At 65.6% G+C, this 18,124-nt stretch carries 17 protein-coding genes; 16 read left to right on the top strand and 1 reads right to left on the bottom strand.

Annotated elements, in window-relative coordinates:
- Nucleotides 1-7 precede the first annotated feature (7 nt).
- From ruvX to nusB, 9 genes are all read left to right on the top strand, one after another.
- The gene (gene ruvX / locus ACZY1F_RS09230) at nucleotides 8-619 is read left to right on the top strand and encodes a Holliday junction resolvase RuvX (RefSeq protein WP_463941427.1); all 612 of its coding nucleotides are present in this window, start codon (nucleotides 8-10) and stop codon (nucleotides 617-619) included.
- On the top strand, nucleotides 603-2,198 hold the full coding sequence (gene mltG, locus ACZY1F_RS09225; RefSeq protein ID WP_463941426.1) for an endolytic transglycosylase MltG: 1,596 nt from the start codon (nucleotides 603-605) through the stop codon (nucleotides 2,196-2,198). The genes ruvX and mltG overlap by 17 nt, the downstream gene beginning before the upstream one ends.
- Nucleotides 2,195-3,055, top strand: coding sequence for a shikimate dehydrogenase (locus tag ACZY1F_RS09220; RefSeq protein WP_463941425.1), 861 nt, complete (start codon nucleotides 2,195-2,197; stop codon nucleotides 3,053-3,055). Before mltG ends, ACZY1F_RS09220 begins: the two co-directional genes overlap by 4 nt.
- Before the next feature lie 26 nt (nucleotides 3,056-3,081).
- Complete coding sequence (gene aroC / locus ACZY1F_RS09215) at nucleotides 3,082-4,281, top strand: chorismate synthase (RefSeq protein WP_463941424.1); 1,200 nt, start codon at nucleotides 3,082-3,084, stop codon at nucleotides 4,279-4,281.
- 23 nt (nucleotides 4,282-4,304) lie between these two features.
- Nucleotides 4,305-4,850 carry a shikimate kinase gene (locus ACZY1F_RS09210; protein ID WP_463941423.1) on the top strand — a complete coding sequence of 182 codons (546 nt, stop codon included), beginning with the start codon at nucleotides 4,305-4,307 and terminating at the stop codon, nucleotides 4,848-4,850.
- Nucleotides 4,847-5,938 (top strand): 3-dehydroquinate synthase, encoded by a 1,092-nt coding sequence (aroB, locus tag ACZY1F_RS09205; RefSeq protein WP_463941422.1) that lies wholly within the window; start codon nucleotides 4,847-4,849, stop codon nucleotides 5,936-5,938. The genes ACZY1F_RS09210 and aroB overlap by 4 nt, the downstream gene beginning before the upstream one ends.
- The gene (locus ACZY1F_RS09200; protein WP_463941421.1) at nucleotides 5,938-6,456 is read left to right on the top strand and encodes a tetratricopeptide repeat protein; all 519 of its coding nucleotides are present in this window, start codon (nucleotides 5,938-5,940) and stop codon (nucleotides 6,454-6,456) included. The genes aroB and ACZY1F_RS09200 overlap by 1 nt, the downstream gene beginning before the upstream one ends.
- Before the next feature lie 177 nt (nucleotides 6,457-6,633).
- Complete coding sequence (efp, locus tag ACZY1F_RS09195) at nucleotides 6,634-7,197, top strand: elongation factor P (RefSeq protein ID WP_056340266.1); 564 nt, start codon at nucleotides 6,634-6,636, stop codon at nucleotides 7,195-7,197.
- Nucleotides 7,197-7,607, top strand: a complete 411-nt coding sequence (nusB, locus tag ACZY1F_RS09190) for a transcription antitermination factor NusB (protein ID WP_463941420.1) — start codon at nucleotides 7,197-7,199, stop codon at nucleotides 7,605-7,607. Before efp ends, nusB begins: the two co-directional genes overlap by 1 nt.
- Before the next feature lie 78 nt (nucleotides 7,608-7,685).
- Here nusB and ACZY1F_RS09185 read toward each other — a convergent pair whose 3' ends face one another.
- The gene (locus ACZY1F_RS09185) at nucleotides 7,686-8,948 is read right to left on the bottom strand and encodes a PrsW family intramembrane metalloprotease (protein ID WP_463941419.1); all 1,263 of its coding nucleotides are present in this window, start codon (nucleotides 8,946-8,948) and stop codon (nucleotides 7,686-7,688) included.
- 100 nt (nucleotides 8,949-9,048) lie between these two features.
- Between ACZY1F_RS09185 and pyrR the strand changes: the two genes are divergently transcribed.
- The 7 genes from pyrR to pyrF are packed head-to-tail and all read left to right on the top strand — an operon-like array spanning nucleotide 9,049 to nucleotide 18,049.
- Complete coding sequence (gene pyrR, locus ACZY1F_RS09180; protein ID WP_056340241.1) at nucleotides 9,049-9,636, top strand: bifunctional pyr operon transcriptional regulator/uracil phosphoribosyltransferase PyrR; 588 nt, start codon at nucleotides 9,049-9,051, stop codon at nucleotides 9,634-9,636.
- Nucleotides 9,633-10,703, top strand: a complete 1,071-nt coding sequence (locus tag ACZY1F_RS09175) for an aspartate carbamoyltransferase catalytic subunit (protein WP_463941418.1) — start codon at nucleotides 9,633-9,635, stop codon at nucleotides 10,701-10,703. The genes pyrR and ACZY1F_RS09175 overlap by 4 nt, the downstream gene beginning before the upstream one ends.
- Nucleotides 10,703-12,049: a dihydroorotase gene (locus ACZY1F_RS09170; protein ID WP_463941417.1), complete on the top strand. Its 1,347-nt coding sequence runs from the start codon at nucleotides 10,703-10,705 to the stop codon at nucleotides 12,047-12,049. The genes ACZY1F_RS09175 and ACZY1F_RS09170 overlap by 1 nt, the downstream gene beginning before the upstream one ends.
- Nucleotides 12,049-12,579, top strand: coding sequence for a PH-like domain-containing protein (locus ACZY1F_RS09165; RefSeq protein ID WP_463941416.1), 531 nt, complete (start codon nucleotides 12,049-12,051; stop codon nucleotides 12,577-12,579). The genes ACZY1F_RS09170 and ACZY1F_RS09165 overlap by 1 nt, the downstream gene beginning before the upstream one ends.
- Nucleotides 12,560-13,840, top strand: coding sequence for a glutamine-hydrolyzing carbamoyl-phosphate synthase small subunit (gene carA, locus ACZY1F_RS09160; protein WP_463941568.1), 1,281 nt, complete (start codon nucleotides 12,560-12,562; stop codon nucleotides 13,838-13,840). Before ACZY1F_RS09165 ends, carA begins: the two co-directional genes overlap by 20 nt.
- Nucleotides 13,840-17,184, top strand: coding sequence for a carbamoyl-phosphate synthase large subunit (carB, locus tag ACZY1F_RS09155; protein WP_463941415.1), 3,345 nt, complete (start codon nucleotides 13,840-13,842; stop codon nucleotides 17,182-17,184). The genes carA and carB overlap by 1 nt, the downstream gene beginning before the upstream one ends.
- Nucleotides 17,177-18,049: an orotidine-5'-phosphate decarboxylase gene (gene pyrF / locus ACZY1F_RS09150; protein WP_463941414.1), complete on the top strand. Its 873-nt coding sequence runs from the start codon at nucleotides 17,177-17,179 to the stop codon at nucleotides 18,047-18,049. The genes carB and pyrF overlap by 8 nt, the downstream gene beginning before the upstream one ends.
- The last annotated feature ends 75 nt before the right edge of the window (nucleotides 18,050-18,124 follow it).

The raw sequence follows: 18,124 nt of genomic DNA, 5'->3' as shown, positions 1-18,124 counted from the left end.
GGAACCCGTGACAGAATCCGCTGGCGCCGCCGTTTACCCCCAGGGCATCAAACTGGGGGTAGACGTCGGCACCGTCCGCGTGGGCGTCGCCATCTGCGACCGCGACGAAATCCTCGCCACTCCGCACAAGACCCTGGACCGCAACGTCAAGAAAAATTCCGACGTTCGTATCATCGCGTCACTCGCCGGGGAACTGGGCGCCGTCCAGGTCTTCGTAGGCCTGCCACGCACCATGAAGGGCGAGGAACACGCCTCTGCCAGGATGGCTAGCGCCTACGCCGAACTGCTGGTTGCGGAGTTTGTTGCCCGGGAAATGGACGTTCCCGTCAACCTGGTGGACGAGCGCCTGAGCAGTGTTACGGCGCACCGTAACCTGCACGAAGCTGGCATGAGCAGCCGCAACCACCGTAAAGTGGTGGATCAGGTCGCGGCGGCAGGCATCCTCCAGCACGCCATCGACATGCAAAAAGCCAGGGGAACGGACGTTGGCAGCCGCGTGACTGCGCCGCCCCGTACTCGGCCATCCGGAGCAGGTTCGGCAGTTCAGCCCGAGCATGCGGCCCCGGAAGGCACGTCCCGATCTCAGAACACGGAAGGCTACAGTGAGCCCGTCCAATAACGACGACGCCTCAGGCGCCACGAGCAACGATGGCGCCAGGCCGCTGACCCGCAAAGAGCTCCGCGCACTGGAGAAGCACACGGGAAGCAGCGATGTGGTTCCCGAACAGGCCTACGAGACGGGGCAGGATGCGACTGCACCTGCCACGGCTCCTGTTCCCGAAGCTGCGACCGCTCCGGAGCCTGCCCCCGAGCCGGCGGCCCAGCCGGAACCGGTCCACGCCCCCGAGCCCGAGCCGCGGCCGGCTGTTCCTACAGCGCCGGATACGCCGCCTTCCATCCATGACGCCGGTCCGATCGCAGACCATCCCCAAGACGAGCACTTTCATGAAGCGCACGACGCCGGGCACCACTACCCTGACGAGGCGCTCCATGACGCCGGGCACCACTACCCTGGCGAAGAACACCACGATGTAGGCCACAGTGATGATCACCATGTCGATGACCACTATCCAGATGATCACCATGCCGACTCCGGCCTGTTCGCCGGCGCCGCCGCGGGTTCCGTGGTGGCAAAGCCCTCCAAGAAGGTGCGGCGCCGCCGTCGCCTCTTGGCACTGTTCCTGACACTCGTCGTTTTCGTGGCGGCGATCGCCGTGGGCGCGCAGTTCCTGAAACCCCTCCTTGGAAACGATAAAGCGGCCGATTACCCCGGCCCCGGTTCGGGCGAAGTCGTAGTTTCGGTCCAGCCAGGTGAAGGTACGCGCTCCGTGGCCAGCAAACTGGAAAGCGGTAAAGTCGTGGCCAACGCTGACACTTTCCTGCAGGCATTTACTTCTTCCGGCGGAACGCTGGCGCCGGGGGACTACACGTTCAAGATGGAAATGAAGAACGCCGACGCCGTCAGCGTCCTGCTCGGCACCGACAAGAGCAAAGTCATCTACTTCGCATTGAGTGCCGGTCTCAGGGTGGGCGAGTCGCTGCAGGCCATCTCGGAGGGCTCCGGCGTGTCGCTGCAGCAACTGAAGGAGCTCAGCAACGCTCCCGCGCAGTTTGGGCTCCCGGCCAAGGCGAAAAACCTTGAGGGCTTCCTCGCCCCGGGGGAGTACCGCTTCCCGCTCGGCACACCGGCCAAGGACATCCTGCAGTCGCTGGTGAAGGTGACCACGGACGAACTTGTGGCACAGGGCATCACCGATCCGGCGAAGCAGTATGAAGCTGTGATCGTGGCGAGCATTGTCCAGGCCGAAGGCGGACAGGCTGAGTACGGGGACGTTGCCGGGGCCATCTACAACCGCCTCAAGCCGAATGACCAGACGTACGGCTTCCTGCAAGTGGATTCCGCCGTGACGTATGGACTGGGCACCAAGAGCTTCAATTTCACCGATGAAGAGCGCAAGGACAAGTCCAACCTGTACAACACGTACGCCAACCCAGGGCTGCCGCCAGGCCCCATCGGCTCACCGGGCAAAACCGCCATCGATGCGGCGGCCAAGCCCAAAACGAACGACTACCTGTACTGGGTAACCATCAACCTGGACACTAAGGAGACAAAGTTCTCCAAGACACTCGACGAACATAACGTCTACGTCAACCAGTACAACACCTGGTGCCAGGCCAACGTGGGCCGCTGCACATGAGCCTCCGGGCCGCCGTCCTGGGCCATCCGATCAGCCACTCCAAGTCACCGGCCCTGCACCTGGCGGCTTACCGCAAACTCGGGATGGACATCGGCTACACGGCCCTGGACCTGACCGAGCAGGCGCTGCCCGCGTTTATGGAACAGGTCAGGACGCAGCAGGGCTGGCGTGGACTCTCAGTGACCATGCCCCTGAAATCAGGCATGGTTGCCGAAGTGGACGAAGTCCGCGGCGTGGCACTCACACTGGGCGTGGTCAACACAGTCGCCTTCGAGGAAGACCTCGGCTCCGTCAGGCGCATCGGCTACAACACCGACGTCGCCGGCATCGTCAACGCTGTCCGAAACGCCGGAGTGCCGGCCAGCCCCGCCGCGGTCGTCCTGGGCGGTGGCGGTACCGCCGCAGCAGCGGTGGCCGCGCTGAAGGATCTTGGCACGCAGCACGCGCAGGTGTTCGTCCGGGATACGTCCCGGGCCGAGGAAGCACGGGCCGCCGCGGCCGGCGTTGGCCTTTCCCTTGTTGTCCGGCCGCTGACCGAAGCGGCAGTGCCCACGGCAAGTGCCGACGTCGTAATTTCCACGCTCCCGCCGCGCGCTGCGGACGGGCTGGCGGCCGAGATCGCCGCGTTGGGAACCGGGACGCCCGGTGTCCTCCTTGACGTGGCCTACGATCCGTGGCCAAGCCGGATCGCCTCAGTGTGGCAGTCCGGCGGCGGCGCCGTGGTGCCCGGACTCGAAATGTTGTTGTACCAGGCAGTGGAGCAGGTACGCCTGTTCACCGGCTGCGGTGACGACGTTAATGCGTCTGTCATAGATGTGATGTGCGACTCAGTCGGCCTTCCCCGACGGGCGTTCTGACCGCCATACGTGGCAGGATGGAAATTATGTTGCGTTGGTTGACTGCCGGTGAATCCCATGGTCCGGCCCTGATGGGAATTATTGAAGGCGTCCCCGCCGGTGTTGAACTCACCAGCGGGCAGATCGCCGATTCATTGGCACGCCGACGCCTTGGCTACGGCCGGGGCGCACGTATGAAATTTGAACAGGACGTCGTGACCATCCTCGGCGGCGTCCGCCACGGCCTGACCCAGGGCGGTCCGGTGGCCATCCAGGTCGCCAACACCGAATGGCCCAAATGGGAGCAGATCATGGCTGCCGATCCGGTGGATCCGGAAATCCTGGCGGACCAGGCCCGCAACGCGCCCCTGACCCGGCCCCGTCCGGGACACGCCGACTTCACCGGCATGCAGAAGTACGGGTTCTCCGAAGCCCGGCCTGTCCTGGAACGCGCCAGCGCCCGGGAGACGGCCACCCGAGTTGCCATGGGCACCGTCGCGTCCCAGTTCCTCAAGGCGCTCGGCATCGAACTGGTCAGCCACACCGTCTCCATCGCCAGCGTGACCGTGCCCGAGGGCCGTCCGCTGCCCGTTCCGGCCAACGTGATTGCGCTCGACGCCGATCCCTTGCGCTGCTTCGACCGCGAGACGTCCGATGCCATGGTCGCCGAAGTAGACGCAGCCCACAAAGAAGGCGAAACCCTCGGCGGCGTGGTGGAAGTGCTCGCCTACGGCCTCCCGCCGGGACTGGGCAGCTACGTCCACTGGGACCGCAGGCTCGACTCCAGGCTGGCCGCCGCCCTTATGGGCATCCAAGCGATCAAGGGCGTGGAAGTCGGCGACGGTTTCCTGACCGCCGCACGCCGCGGCTCCGCAGCGCACGACGAGATCGTCAAGGACGCCGACGGCAAGATCATCCGTACCAGCAACCGGGCCGGCGGCATTGAAGGCGGCATGAGCATCGGCGACGTCCTGCGCGTGCGTGCAGCAATGAAGCCCATCGCCACGGTTCCCCGCGCCCTGCGGACGGTTGACGTCAGCACGGGTGAGCCTGCGAAGGCGCACCACCAGCGCTCGGACGTCTGTGCCGTGCCCGCCGCCGGTGTTGTGGCCGAGGCGATGGTTGCCCTGGTCCTGGCCGAGGCCGTCACCGAAAAGTTTGGCGGTGACTCCGTGGCGGAGACTGCCCGCAACATCAAGGGTTACCTGGACAACATTCCGGCATCCCTGGACTCGATCGGCCACTAGTGCCAGGGAGCCGTAAGGCCGGTGTGCCTGCCAACCGGCCCATTGTCCTCATCGGACCCATGGCGGTGGGAAAGTCCGCGATCGGTCACGAGCTGGCAAAACTGCTGGACGTGCCGTTTGTCGATACGGACAACCTGATCGTGGACGCCCATGGCAGTATCGCTTCCATCTTCGCCGGCCGCGGTGAGCACGCGTTCCGGGAGATTGAGGCCCGGACTGTGGCCAGCGCGGTGGAACATGCAGAAGGCTCGGCCAGGGTGATTTCTTTGGGTGGCGGCGCTGTGCTGGATTCCGGCACGCAGCAGCTACTGGGCCGCTGCACTGTGGTGTACCTCGAATGTGATGAGGAAACCGTGGCCGTCCGTATTGCCCGGAATTCGGGGCGTCCACTGCTCGCCGGCGATGCCATGGCCCGATGGTCCGCACTCTTTGTTACCAGGAAACCCGTTTACGAACGGCTGGCCGACCTCGTGGTGGATGTCCGCCATGGCTCGGTCAGCGAGCTGGGACACCGGCTCGAAGTTGCGCTGCGTGACTACGCGGCCGCCAAACAGGAAGTTGAAAATTGAGCGTTGATTCAACAGTCATCAAGGTCACCGGCGAATCCGCCGGGCAGAATTACGACGTCGTAGTTGGCCGCGGTCTTCTGGGGAACCTTCCGGCGCTGTTGGGGGAGCGGGTCCGGCGGGTGCTGGTGATCCATCCCCGCGCGCTGCGGCTCACGGGTGACACCGTCCGCGACGAACTCGCTGCAGCTGGTTTCACGTCCCTGACCGCGGAAATCCCGGACGCCGAGGAAGGCAAGCACATCCAGGTCGCCGCTTTCTGTTGGCAGGTCCTGGGCCAGAACGACTTCACGCGCTCCGACGCCATCGTGGCAGTGGGCGGCGGGGCCGTCACCGACCTGGCCGGTTTTGTGGCGGCCACCTGGCTCCGCGGCGTCAAGGTCATCCACATGCCCACCAGCCTGCTGGGCATGGTGGATGCGTCCGTGGGTGGGAAGACCGGCATCAACACCGCTGAGGGCAAGAACCTGGTGGGCTCCTTCCACCCGCCGGCCGGTGTGCTGGTGGACCTGGACACGCTGAACACCTTGCCCCGGAACGAAATCATTTCCGGCTTGGCCGAAGTCATTAAGTGCGGTTTCATCGCAGATCCGGCCATTCTTGACCTGATCGAAAAGGACCCGGCGGCGGCCACCGACCCCGGATCGGACGCCCTGCGCGAACTCATTGAACGCGCCATCGCTGTGAAAGCAAAAGTCGTCTCGGAAGACCTCAAGGAATCCGGATTGCGCGAAATCCTGAACTACGGACACACCCTGGCGCACGCCATTGAACTTGTGGAGCGTTACTCTTGGCGCCACGGCGCGGCGGTATCGGTGGGCATGATGTTTGCCGCTGAACTTGCGCGCAGCGTCGGCCGGCTCAGCGACGCCGATGCCGACCGCCACCGCAGCATCCTGGAAACCCTGGGCCTCCCCGTCACATACAGGCGGGACCGCTGGCAGGGCCTGCTGGACGGCATGCGGCGGGACAAGAAATCACGCGGGGACCTCCTGCGCTTTGTGGTTCTGGACGGCATTGCCAAGCCGGGCATCCTGGATGTCCCGGACACGTCACTGCTCTTCGCCGCCTACCAGGAAATCGCCTCCTGATGCAGGGCGACGTGGCAGGCACCAGCGACTGGCCCGAGGCTGGCTTCCCCGGAATTCGGATCAACCCGGAGTCCCTGCTGCCGGAGATCGTCAACGAGGATGCCTGCCGCGAGGCCCTGGCGGCGTCCATCGACCCCTCAGACCAGATCTTCGTCCTGCTCGTGGAGGGCCATGCTGCGGAGGCGGCCGAACTGCTCGCGGAGGCCCGCTTCAAGGACCCTGAGTCCTTCCGCCTCCGCACGTTCGAGGCTGAGGTGCTGCGCGTCTCGCACCGCACGGACCGTGCCCTTGACCTGTTCCGCCAGCTGCTTGCGGAGTTCCACGGAACTGACCGTGAAGCTTTGGTCCTGCAACACCTGGGGAAGACCCAGTACGCCGCTGGACACACGTCCGCCGCAGTGGAAGCCTTTTCCCGTGCGCTGGACCTTCGGGTCGCGCAATCGGCTGATGCCGCACAGATTTACTCGTCCACAGTGGCGCTACAGCGGGCCCGCGAGGTCCTGGATCTTGCCTGCTGACAGGCCTGTCACGTTCCGAGCCGGGTGGTGCGTAAAGCCTGGACACAAGCCGCCCTGGTTTTACCGGTAGAATAGTTCTTGGATTTTTGATAAACACGCGCTGGCGGGCCGTTCGGCATGCTGGCCGGCATAGAACGTCTGACAACTGACCAGACAGATAGAAACCAGAGGATACCAGTGGCAACCACTAACGACATCAAGAACGGAACGGTCCTTAAGCTCGAGGGCCAGCTCTGGAACATCATTGAATTCCAGCACGTCAAGCCCGGCAAGGGTGGCGCGTTTGTGCGGACCAAGATGCGGAACGTGATGTCCGGCAAAGTTGTAGACAAGACGTTCAACGCCGGCCTTAAGATCGAGACCGCCACGGTTGATCGCCGCGACTACCAGTACCTGTACCAGGACGGCGCCGACTTCGTGTTTATGGACACCTCGGACTTCGACCAGCTCACAGTCTCCGGCGCCACTGTTGGCGACGCCACCAACTTCATGCTGGAGAACCAGATGGTGAACATCGCCATCCACGAAGGCAACCCGCTGTACATCGAGCTTCCGCCCAGCGTTGTCCTGGAAATCACTTACACCGAGCCGGGCCTGCAGGGCGACCGCTCTTCCGCAGGCACCAAGCCCGCCACCCTCGAAACGGGCTATGAGATCCAGGTTCCGCTGTTCGTTGAGAACAACACCAAGGTCAAGGTCGACACCCGCGACGGCAGCTACCTTGGCCGGGTCAGCGAGTAGTGAGCGCACGCGGTAAGGCCCGTAACAGGGCACTGGACGTTCTCTTCGAAGCTGAGCAGCGCTCGGTTTCCGCTTTTGATGTACTCAGGTCCCGGCGCGAACTGACGGACCAGATCGTGAACCCGTACACCCTGGAAATCGTGGAGGGCGTCGTCTCGCAGCAGGCCGCCATCGACGAATTCCTCGAGACCTATTCCCAGGGCTGGACCCTGGAACGTATGCCTTCGGTGGACCGCATCATCCTGCGGATCGGCACCTGGGAACTGCTGTACAACGACGACGTTCCCGACGGCGTCGCGGTCAGTGAGGCAGTGGCACTGTCCAAGACGCTCTCAACGGATGAATCGCCGTCGTTCATTAACGGCCTCCTCGGCCGGCTGCAGCAGCTGAAGCCCTCACTGCTCGCCTGAGCGGCACCCGTCTGAACAGCATTTCGTGACGGAGAGGACCGGCATCACCCATACGGGGTGGTACCGGTCCTTTCTGCGTCAGCCCGCGACGGCGCCGCGCAGGTTCAGAATCCGCTGCAGCTGCTGCTGTTCCTCCATCTGGTGAAGCTGGATGTCGCGTCCACTGAGGATGCGCTGCCTGATAAAGGCGAGCTGGGTGGCAGCGTGCAGGAAAGCCTTCATCTGCGGGCGGCGGTCGTAGCCGGCGGCCCACTGCAGCGCGGTACGCCTGCCGCCGGGTGTGGCCAGTAGTTCCACTTCGGCAGGGCTGAACCAGCCAGCCGCGGAATATTCCATTAGCCGTTGGCGCGTGAGCCGGTTTTCTGCGACGCGGAGCAGGATGATTCCCGCAACGGCCAGCACAAAGATGGGCACCTGGATCAGGATGTACTCCGCCAGGAACCCCGCGCCCATGCTGTTCCACCGATTGTGCAGCAGCATGGCCGGAATCAGTCCGATGACAAAGGCCAACACCGAAGCCCCGGCATGCCAGCGGCGGGCTGCGAAACCCATGATGAGTCCGGTGGTTCCGGTGAAGATGGCATGGGCAAATGGGGACATCACCCCACGGAGCAGGAAGACCTGGGCCAGGTCCGTTCCCGGGTTGGCGGATTCGGCGATCGCCCGGCCAAAGTAGAGGATGTTTTCGGTGAACGCGAAGCCGCCGGCGATGGTGAAGGCAAACACCACACCGTCAACCGGCCCGTCGAAGTGTTTGCGCGCCAGCAGCAGGATCAGCAGCAGGCCCAGGGACTTGGCGAACTCCTCCACCACGGGCGCCTGGACGGTGGCCATAAACGTCCGGAAGTCAGCCACGTCGCTGAACTGGAAGGTCAGGGCGAAGAACGGCTGGATCAGCAGTGTGACGGCGATGGACACGGCTGCGCCCCAGGTGAACGCGAAGAACAGGAGCCGCTTGGGTTCCGGTTCCCACCGGTCGATCAGGTAGACGGCCAGGAGCACTGCGGACAACGGAATCAGTGACAGCACAAACCCCACCAGGAACCCGCCCACGCCGGTGTTGGCCAGCAGGAACGGCACCACCAGGAACATGCTGAGGAAGACGAGCGCGGCGCCTCCCACAGTCAGGGCCAGGAGGCCGCTGGCCCGCCTGCCTGCGAGACTCGCCGGCGGAGGCCCCAAAGGCGGCAGGGGAGCTGCGTTGGTTCCGGGCGCCGGGCGGTAGTACTCCGGTTCCACCCGGCCCATCCAACTGGGGTTGGCCTGCCTGGGGAAGGGATCTTGTGGACCGGCAGGCCCGCCGGCCTGGCCGGAACCCGGCTGATGAGGGTGCATGGACATACTGGAAGCCTATGATGCCGCTGCCGATGTGGTAATTTTGAAACGCAAATGATCCTTTTTTAATTCCGTCCCGTGAGGCGGGGAAAGGGGAGACGAGAGTTTGACTTCTGTCACAAACGCACCGGTTCCAGCCAGGGTTGTCCTCAACCAGGCCGACATTGACCGTGCACTCACTCGAATCGCCCACGAGATCCTTGAGGCCAACAAAGGGTCCAAGGACCTGGTCCTGCTGGGCATCCCGCGCCGCGGCTATCCGCTGGCCGTCCGCCTCGCACACAAGATCGCCGCCGCCGATCCCACCGTGGACGCCACCGCCATTGTCGGGCAGCTGGACGTCACTATGTTCCGCGATGACCTTTCCCACCAGCCCACCAGGCCGCCGTACCCCACCCAGCTCCCGCGCACGGGAATCGATAACAAAGTTGTGGTGCTCATCGATGATGTCCTGTACTCCGGCCGCACCATCCGTGCCGCCCTTGACGCCATCATCGACCTCGGCCGTCCACGGATCGTCCGGCTCGCGGTGCTGATCGACCGCGGGCACCGTGAGCTGCCCATCCGGGCGGACCACGTAGGCAAGAACCTGCCTACCTCGTCCGCAGAGAAGGTCCGGGTCCGCCTGGAGGAAACCGACACCGCCGCCGACGGCTCCGTGGTCAACGAAGTGGTTATCGAGGGTGGCGCGTGAAACACCTCCTCTCCACTGAAGACCTCAGCCTGGCCAACGCCATCCGCATCCTCGACACCGCTGAAGAAATGGCTGCCGTCGGGGACCGCGAGGTCAAGAAGCTCCCGGCCCTCCGTGGCCGCACTGTAGTGAACCTCTTCTTCGAAGACTCAACCCGCACTCGGATCTCCTTCGAAGCGGCCGCCAAGAGGCTTTCCGCCGACGTCATCAACTTCGCCGCGAAAGGCTCCTCGGTCTCCAAAGGCGAATCCCTCAAAGACACAGCCCAAACGCTGGCCGCCATGGGCGCGGACGCCGTCGTTATCCGGCACTGGGCCTCGGGCGCGCCGCACCGTCTCGCCGCGACGGACTGGATCGACGCCGCCGTCATCAACGCCGGTGACGGCACCCACGAACACCCCACGCAGGCCCTCCTGGACGCCTTCACTATGCGCCGGCACTGGTCAAAGCTGGCGGGCTCCGCGTCCGCCGGGGCAGACCTCAAAGGCATGCGCGTCGCCATCGCCGGAGATGTCCTGCACTCCCGAGTGGCCCGTTCCAACGTCTGGCTGCTCCGCACGCTCGGCGCTGACGTCACCCTCGTGGCGCCACCCACCCTGCTGCCCATCGGCGTCGAACACTGGCCTTGCAAGGTCAGCTACAACATGGATGACACCCTGGCGCAGGGTGTGGACGCCGTGATGATGCTGCGCGTGCAGGGCGAGCGGATGAACGCCTCGTTCTTCCCCTCCACCCGCGAATATTCGCGTCGCTGGGGCTTTGATGACAACCGGCTCCGGGCCCTGGACAGCCTGGGACTGAAGGACACCATCATCATGCATCCCGGACCCATGAACCGTGGCCTGGAGATTTCTTCCGCCGCCGCCGACTCGCCCCGTTCCACCGTGCTGGCACAGGTGCGCAATGGCGTCTCGGTCCGGATGGCCACCCTCTATCTGCTGCTCTCCGGGGATACCCGCGAACCAGCCGCCACCGCGGGGGCAGCCACCAGCACAGTCCACGCCAACACAGCCCACACCTATGCAGTGCGTTCAAACGCCGCCCATTCCACCAAGGAGAGCAACTGATGGCAGAGAACAACGGCAACTACCTGATCCGCGGTGCATCGATCCTGGGCGCCGGGGCCGAAGACCTGCTCATCAGTGACGGCGTCATCGCCGCCCGGGGTGCAGCCGCCGCCACCCACAAGGACGCGGACGGCGCCACCGTCATCGAAGCCGCCGGCCTGGTGGCACTGCCCGGCATGGTGGACGTGCACACACACCTGCGCGAACCCGGCCGCGAAGATGCCGAAACCGTAGAGACCGGCACCCGCGCCGCCGCCCTGGGCGGCTTCACCGCGGTCCACGCCATGGCCAACAGCAACCCGGTGGCCGATACCGCCGGTGTGGTGGAACAAGTCCACAGCCTGGGCCGCGCTGCCGGCTGGGTGGACGTCCGTCCCGTCGGCGCCGTGACCGTCGGCCTGGCCGGCGAGCAGCTCGCCGAACTCGGTGCGATGGCAGATTCCCGCGCCCAGGTCCGCGTGTTCTCCGACGACGGCATCTGCGTCCACGATCCCGTGCTGATGCGGCGCGCCCTGGAGTACGTCAAAGCGTTCGACGGCGTGGTGGCCCAGCATGCGCAGGAACCCCGCCTGACCGCCGGGGCCCAGATGAACGAGGGAGCCGTCTCCGCCGTCCTGGGGCTCACCGGCTGGCCGGCGGTCGCCGAGGAGAGCATCATCGCCCGTGACGTCCTGCTGGCGCAGCACGTGGACTCCCGGCTGCACGTTTGCCACGTATCCACCGCCGGCTCCGTGGAGATCATCCGCTGGGCCAAGGAACGCGGCATCAACGTCACGGCCGAAGTCACCCCGCACCACCTGCTGCTCACCGACGACCTGGTCCGCAGCTACAACCCGGTCTACAAGGTCAACCCGCCGCTGCGGACGGATGCAGATGTGCAGGCACTGCGCGCCGGCCTGGCGGACGGGACCATCGACGTGGTGGGCACCGACCACGCCCCGCACCCGAGCGAGCACAAGGAATGCGAGTGGGCGCAGGCAGCGATGGGCATGACCGGGCTGGAAACCGCACTGTCCGTGGTCCAGCACACCATGATCGAAACCGGCCTCATGACCTGGGCCGATTTCGCCCGCGTGACCTCCACCGCGGCGGCGCAGATCGGCCGGGTGACGGACCAGGGCCGTCCTCTGGACGCCGGTGAACCCGCCAACATTGTTTTGGTGGACCCGGCTGCCCGTTGGACCGTTGACCCTGCCAAGATGGCAACCATGGGCCGTAACTCCCCGTTCGCCGGGCTGGAGCTGCCGGGCAAGGTGGTGGCTACCTTCTACAAGGGCCACCCCACCGTCCTGGACGGCAAGATCAACACACCGTACCGGGAACCCTCCGCGGCAGGCGCCTCCTGATGGACACCAAACTGCTCACCGGCCTCATCACAACGGTGCTCATCGCCGTCGTCCTGCTGATGATCTGGGTAGGCTGGCGCAACCGACTCAGGCGTCAGGCCGACGTCGGCCGGTTGCCCGACGTGCCCGAGTCGCCCGGGGTGCCGCTCGCCGGGGCCGATGGCCAGTACGTTGCGTCCACCACCGCCGGAGACTGGCTGGACCGGATCGCGGTGCACAGGCTTGGCATCCGGACCAATGCCGTCCTCAGCGTGTATCCGCACGGCGTCCTGTTCGACAGAACCGGCGCCCCGGCGCTCTACATCCCGGCCGGCAGCCTCAGGGCCGTCCGGCAGGAAAGCGGAATGGCCGGCAAATTCGTGGAAAAGGACGGGCTCCTGGTCCTTACCTGGGACCTCGGAACGCACGAATTCGACACGGGCTTCCGGACCCGCCGGGCCGCCGACAAAGACGCCCTCTATGACTCCCTTCAGCAATTGATCGCCGCCGCCCCCCAGGAACATTCCCAGGATCCCCAGAGTGGAAAGTAAGACAGTGACAGAAACAGCAGCAAAAGCAGAGACTGCGGCACCAGCAGCCCTTTCCACCACGGTTCCCACCACAGTTCCCATACCGGCGGCGCTGGTCCTGGAGGACGGCCGCATGTTCCGCGGCACCAGCTACGGCGCGCAGGGCACTGCCCTGGGCGAGGCAGTGTTCGCCACCGGCATGACCGGCTACCAGGAAACCATCACCGATCCTTCGTACGCCCGCCAGTTGGTGGTGCAGACCGCGCCGCACATCGGCAACACCGGTGTGAACAGCGAGGACGCCGAATCCCGGCGCATCTGGGTGGCCGGCTACATCGTCCGCGACGCCGCCCGCCGCCCCTCCAACTGGCGCTCTGAACGCTCCCTGGACGAGGAACTCATCGCGCAGGGGATCGTGGGCATCCAGGGCGTGGATACCCGCGCAATTACCCGGCATCTGCGCGAGCACAAGACCATGCGCGCCGGTATCTTCTCCGGTGAAGCTGCGAAGGTCACGGACAAGGAACTCCTTGACGCGGTCCTGGCCAGCGCCCCGATGGAAGGCGCGCGGCTGGCTGAGGAAGTCAGCGTCGATACGGCCTACGTGGTGGATCCCAAGGACCACGGCTGGGACGGCGAGGCACGCTTCAGCATTGCCGCGATCGACCTCGGCATCAAGGCCATGACCCCCATCCGCTTCGCCGAGCGTGGCGTCCGGGTGCATGTCCTGCCGGCATCCTCCAGCCTCGAGGACGTCAAGGCCGTCAACCCGGACGGCTTCTTTATGTCCAACGGCCCGGGCGACCCCGCCACGGCAGACGCCCAGGTCAAGCTGCTCCGGTCCGTCCTGGACGAGAAGCTGCCGTACTTCGGCATCTGCTTCGGCAACCAGATCCTGGGACGCGCCCTGGGCTTCGGCACCTACAAGCTCCGCTACGGCCACCGCGGTATCAACCAGCCCGTCCTGGACCGTCGTACCGGCAAGGTGGAGATCACCTCGCAGAACCACGGCTTCGCCGTGGACGCACCGCTCGACGGCGCCACGCATGCTCCCGAGGAGCGCTACGGCCGCGTCGAGGTCAGCCACATCAGCCTCAACGACGACGTCGTCGAAGGCCTCGCGTGCCTGGACATCCCCGCCTTCTCGGTGCAGTACCACCCGGAAGCCGCGGCTGGCCCGCACGACGCCGCCTACCTGTTTGACCGTTTCATCGACCTGATGGCCGTCACCAAAACCGGCTCAGGGAACACCACCGACTCCAAGACTGAGGACAAGAAGTAATGCCCAAGAGAACTGACCTTAAGAGCGTCCTGGTCATCGGTTCCGGCCCGATCGTCATCGGCCAGGCCGCGGAGTTCGACTACTCCGGTACCCAGGCGCTGCGTGTCCTCAAGGAGGAGGGCCTGCGGGTCATCCTGGTGAACTCGAACCCGGCCACCATCATGACGGACCCCGAGTTCGCCGATGCCACCTACATCGAGCCCATCACCCCCGAGGTGGTGGAGAAGATCATCGCCAAGGAGCGCCCGGACGCGATCCTGCCCACCCTCGGCGGCCAGACGGCACTGAACACAGCCATTGCGCTGGACAAAAACGGCGTGCTGGCAAAGTACAACGTGGAGCTCATCGGAGCGAACATCGCGGCCATCGAGCTCGGCGAGGACCGCGAAAAGTTCAAGGGCGTGGTGGAGCGCTGCGGCGCCGAATCCGCCCGCAGCCACATCATCCACACCATTGACGAGGCCCTGACCGCGGCCGAAGACCTGGGCTACCCGATGGTGGTCCGGCCCTCCTTCACCATGGGCGGGCTCGGCTCCGGCCTGGCCTACGACGAAAACGACCTCCGCCGCATCGTGGGCCAGGGCCTGCAGTACAGCCCCACCACCGAGGTGCTGCTCGAAGAGAGCATCCTCGGCTGGAAGGAATACGAGCTTGAGATGATGCGCGACAAGAACGACAACGTCGTTGTGGTCTGCTCCATCGAGAACTTCGACCCCGTGGGCGTCCACACCGGCGACTCCATCACCGTGGCACCGGCGCTGACCCTGACCGACCGCGAATACCAGCGGCTGCGCGACATCTCCATCGCCGTCATCCGTGAGGTGGGCGTGGACACCGGCGGCTGCAACATCCAGTTCGCCATCGAGCCGGACACCGGCCGGGTAGTGGTCATCGAGATGAACCCGCGCGTGTCCCGGTCCTCCGCCCTGGCGTCCAAGGCCACGGGCTTCGCTATCGCCAAGATCGCCACCAAGCTCTCCCTCGGCTACACGCTGGACGAAATCCCGAACGACATCACGCAGAAGACCCCGGCGTCCTTCGAACCCACCCTGGACTACGTGGTGGTCAAGGTTCCGCGCTTCGCCTTCGAGAAGTTCCCGGCCGCTGACGACACCCTCACCACCACCATGAAGTCCGTGGGCGAAGCCATGGCCATGGGCCGTAACTTCACCGAGGCCCTGCAGAAGGCGCTGCGCTCCTTGGAGCAGAAGGGCTCGCAGCTGGACTTCACCTCGGTCCCCGAATGGGAAGTCCCGGAGCTGATCGAGAAGGCCAAGCGGCCCACCACGGAACGCCTGCACCAGGTCCAGCGCGCCCTGCTCGGCGGCGCCACCGTGGAACAGCTGTTCGAAGCCACCAAGATCGACCCCTGGTACCTGGACCAGCTCCAGCTGCTCAACGAGATCTCCCACGAGATCCGCCAGGCCGGAGCTTTGACCGTGGAGATGCTCAAGCGCGCCAAGCGCCACGGCTTCTCGGACGAGCAGATCGGTTCGCTCACGCACAACTCCGAAGCCGTGGTCCGCGGTGTCCGGCAGGCCCTCGGGATCCGCCCGGTCTACAAGACTGTGGATACCTGCGCCGCCGAGTTCGCCGCCTACACCCCGTACCACTACTCGTCCTACGACGAGGAGGACGAGATTGCGCTGCACTCCAAGCCGTCCATCCTGATCCTCGGCTCCGGCCCCAACCGCATCGGCCAGGGCATCGAGTTCGACTACTCCTGCGTCCACGCCTCCATGGCACTGCGCAAGGCCGGCTACGAGACCGTGATGGTCAACTGCAACCCGGAGACGGTCTCCACCGACTACGACGTCTCCACCCGCCTGTACTTCGAGCCGCTGACCCTCGAGGACGTCCTTGAGGTCATCGCCGCCGAGGAACGCACCGGCGGCGTGATGGGTGTCTTTGTGCAGCTTGGTGGCCAGACCCCGCTGAAGCTGGCCCAGCAGCTGGCCGACGCCGGCGTCCCCATCCTGGGCACATCCCCGGAGGCGATCGACCTCGCCGAACACCGCGGCGAGTTCTCCCGCGTGCTCGACAACGCCGGGCTGATCGCCCCGAAGAACGGCACCGCGGTGTCCTTCGACGATGCCAAGAAGATCGCCGACGAGATCGGCTACCCCGTCCTGGTCCGCCCGTCCTACGTGCTCGGCGGCCGCGGCATGGAAATCGTCTACGACGAGCCGAACCTCTCCCGGTACATCGCCAACGCCACGGAAATCACCCCGGACCACCCGGTGCTGATCGACCGGTTCCTGGAGGACGCCGTCGAAATCGACGTCGACGCGCTCTTCGACGGCACCGACATGTACCTGGGCGGCATCATGGAACACATCGAGGAGGCCGGCATCCACTCCGGCGACTCCGCGTGTGTCCTGCCTCCGATCACCCTGGGCAACAACGTGATCGAGCGTGTCCGTACGGCTACCCGCGCCATCGCCGAAGGCGTGGGCGTCCGCGGCCTGATCAACATCCAGTTCGCGCTGGCCTCCGATGTTCTCTACGTGCTCGAAGCGAACCCGCGTGCCTCCCGCACCGTGCCGTTCGTCTCCAAGGCCACGGGCGTCCAGATGGCCAAGGCAGCCGCGCTGATCGGCACCGGTGTCACCATCCACCAGCTCCGGACCGCCTACAAGATGCTGCCGGAAACCGGCGACGGCTCCACGCTGCCGCTCGACGCCCCGGTCTCGGTCAAGGAAGCCGTGCTTCCGTTCAGCCGCTTCCGCACCCCGGAAGGCAAGGTAGTGGACTCGCTGCTCGGGCCGGAAATGCGCTCCACCGGCGAAGTCATGGGCATCGACAAGCACTTCGATACCGCCTTCGCCAAGAGCCAGGCAGCCGCCAACAACGCCCTGCCCACTGAAGGCAAGATCTTCGTCTCCGTGGCCAACCGGGACAAGCGTGCGGTCATCATGGCCGTCAAGCGCCTCTCGGACCTCGGCTTTGAGATCGTCTCCACCGGTGGCACCGCCGACGTCCTGCGCCGCAACGGCATCCAGGCCAGCACGGTCCGCAAGGTCGCCGAGGGCAGCAGTGCCGAAGGAGAGGGCACCATCGCGGACCTCGTCATCGCCGGCGAGATCGACATGGTCTTCAACACCCCGTCCGGCGGCGAAGCCCGCAGCGACGGATACGCCCTGCGTGCTGCCGCGACCTCCATCGGCATCCCCTGCATCACCACGGTGGCCGAGTTCAACGCAGCGGTGCAGGCCATTGAGGCAATGCGCACCTATGAGTGGTCAGTGACCAGCCTGCAGGAGCACGCCGCCGCGCTGGTGGCGTCCCAGAAGGCAGCGGCGGAGAACGCGGCAGCCGAGTCCGAGGTTTCGCAGCATGCCTGAGGCCGGTTCCCCCTCATCCAGCCCTGCCGGCCGGGAGTCCTTCGGCTCCCGGCTCGGGGCGGCCATGGCGTCCCGCGGGCCGCTGTGCGTGGGCATTGACCCGCACCCGGCACTCCTGAAGGACTGGGGACTGGCCGACGACGCCGCAGGGCTGCGGCGGTTTTCACTGACGGTCCTGGAGGCCGTCGGTTCCCTCGCTGCCGCGGTGAAGCCGCAGGTGGCGCTCTACGAGCGCCACGGCTCGGCCGGGATGGCAGTCCTTGAAGAGGTCCTGGCCGCGGCAGCACAGGCACAGGTCCTCACTATTGCCGACGCCAAGCGGGGGGACATCGGCTCCACGATGGCTGCCTACGCGGATGCCTGGCTGCGGGACGGCTCGTCCCTGGCGGCCGACTCCGTGACCCTCAGCCCGTACCTGGGGTTTGAGTCGCTCCGTCCCGCTCTTGACCTGGCGGCCGTCAACGGCCGCGGCGTTTTTGTGCTGGCGCTGACCTCAAATCCGGAGGGGGCATCCGTTCAGCATGTGGGCGGAGCCGACTCCGTTGCCCGGCGGATAGTCGAGGCGGCAGCGGCAGAAAACAGCCGTTATGCCGGCACGATGGGGTCCGTTGGACTCGTCGTCGGGGCAACCGTGGGGTCAGCGTTGACTGACCTGCATCTTGACCTTCCGGCCGTCCGCGGACCGATCCTCGCCCCGGGACTGGGCGCGCAGGGTGCCACCCGTGCGGACCTGCGCCGGACCTTCGGGGCCGCGTACCCGCAGGTCCTGGGGACGTCCAGCCGGGATATCCTTGCCGCCGGTCCGGGGGTCCAGGGCCTCCGCAATGCTGCGTTGCGCACGCTTGTCGGGCTACTCGGCGAATAGGTCCCTCATGGCGGCATCCATTGATTCACCGCCCGCCAAGGGGTAGGTTTCAGGACAAGTCCAATGGCGGTCGCC

The sequence above is a fragment of the Pseudarthrobacter xylosi genome, from assembly GCF_055412765.1.
The sequence above is the reverse complement of the archived record's forward strand: the minus strand, read 5'-3'. Positions and strand labels throughout refer to the sequence as shown.

Bases quoted from the DNA above. Each gene is read 5' to 3' on its own strand.
- ACZY1F_RS09170 (WP_463941417.1), top strand. From the start codon at position 10,703: ATGGCAGAGAACAACGGCAACTACCTGATCCGCGGTGCATCGATCCTG.
- pyrF (WP_463941414.1), top strand. From the start codon at position 17,177: ATGCCTGAGGCCGGTTCCCCCTCATCCAGCCCTGCCGGCCGGGAGTCC.
- ACZY1F_RS09185 (WP_463941419.1), bottom strand. From the start codon at position 8,948: ATGTCCATGCACCCTCATCAGCCGGGTTCCGGCCAGGCCGGCGGGCCT.
- aroC (WP_463941424.1), top strand. From the start codon at position 3,082: ATGTTGCGTTGGTTGACTGCCGGTGAATCCCATGGTCCGGCCCTGATG.
- ACZY1F_RS09220 (WP_463941425.1), top strand. From the start codon at position 2,195: ATGAGCCTCCGGGCCGCCGTCCTGGGCCATCCGATCAGCCACTCCAAG.
- carB (WP_463941415.1), top strand. From the start codon at position 13,840: ATGCCCAAGAGAACTGACCTTAAGAGCGTCCTGGTCATCGGTTCCGGC.
- ACZY1F_RS09165 (WP_463941416.1), top strand. From the start codon at position 12,049: ATGGACACCAAACTGCTCACCGGCCTCATCACAACGGTGCTCATCGCC.
- ACZY1F_RS09200 (WP_463941421.1), top strand. From the start codon at position 5,938: ATGCAGGGCGACGTGGCAGGCACCAGCGACTGGCCCGAGGCTGGCTTC.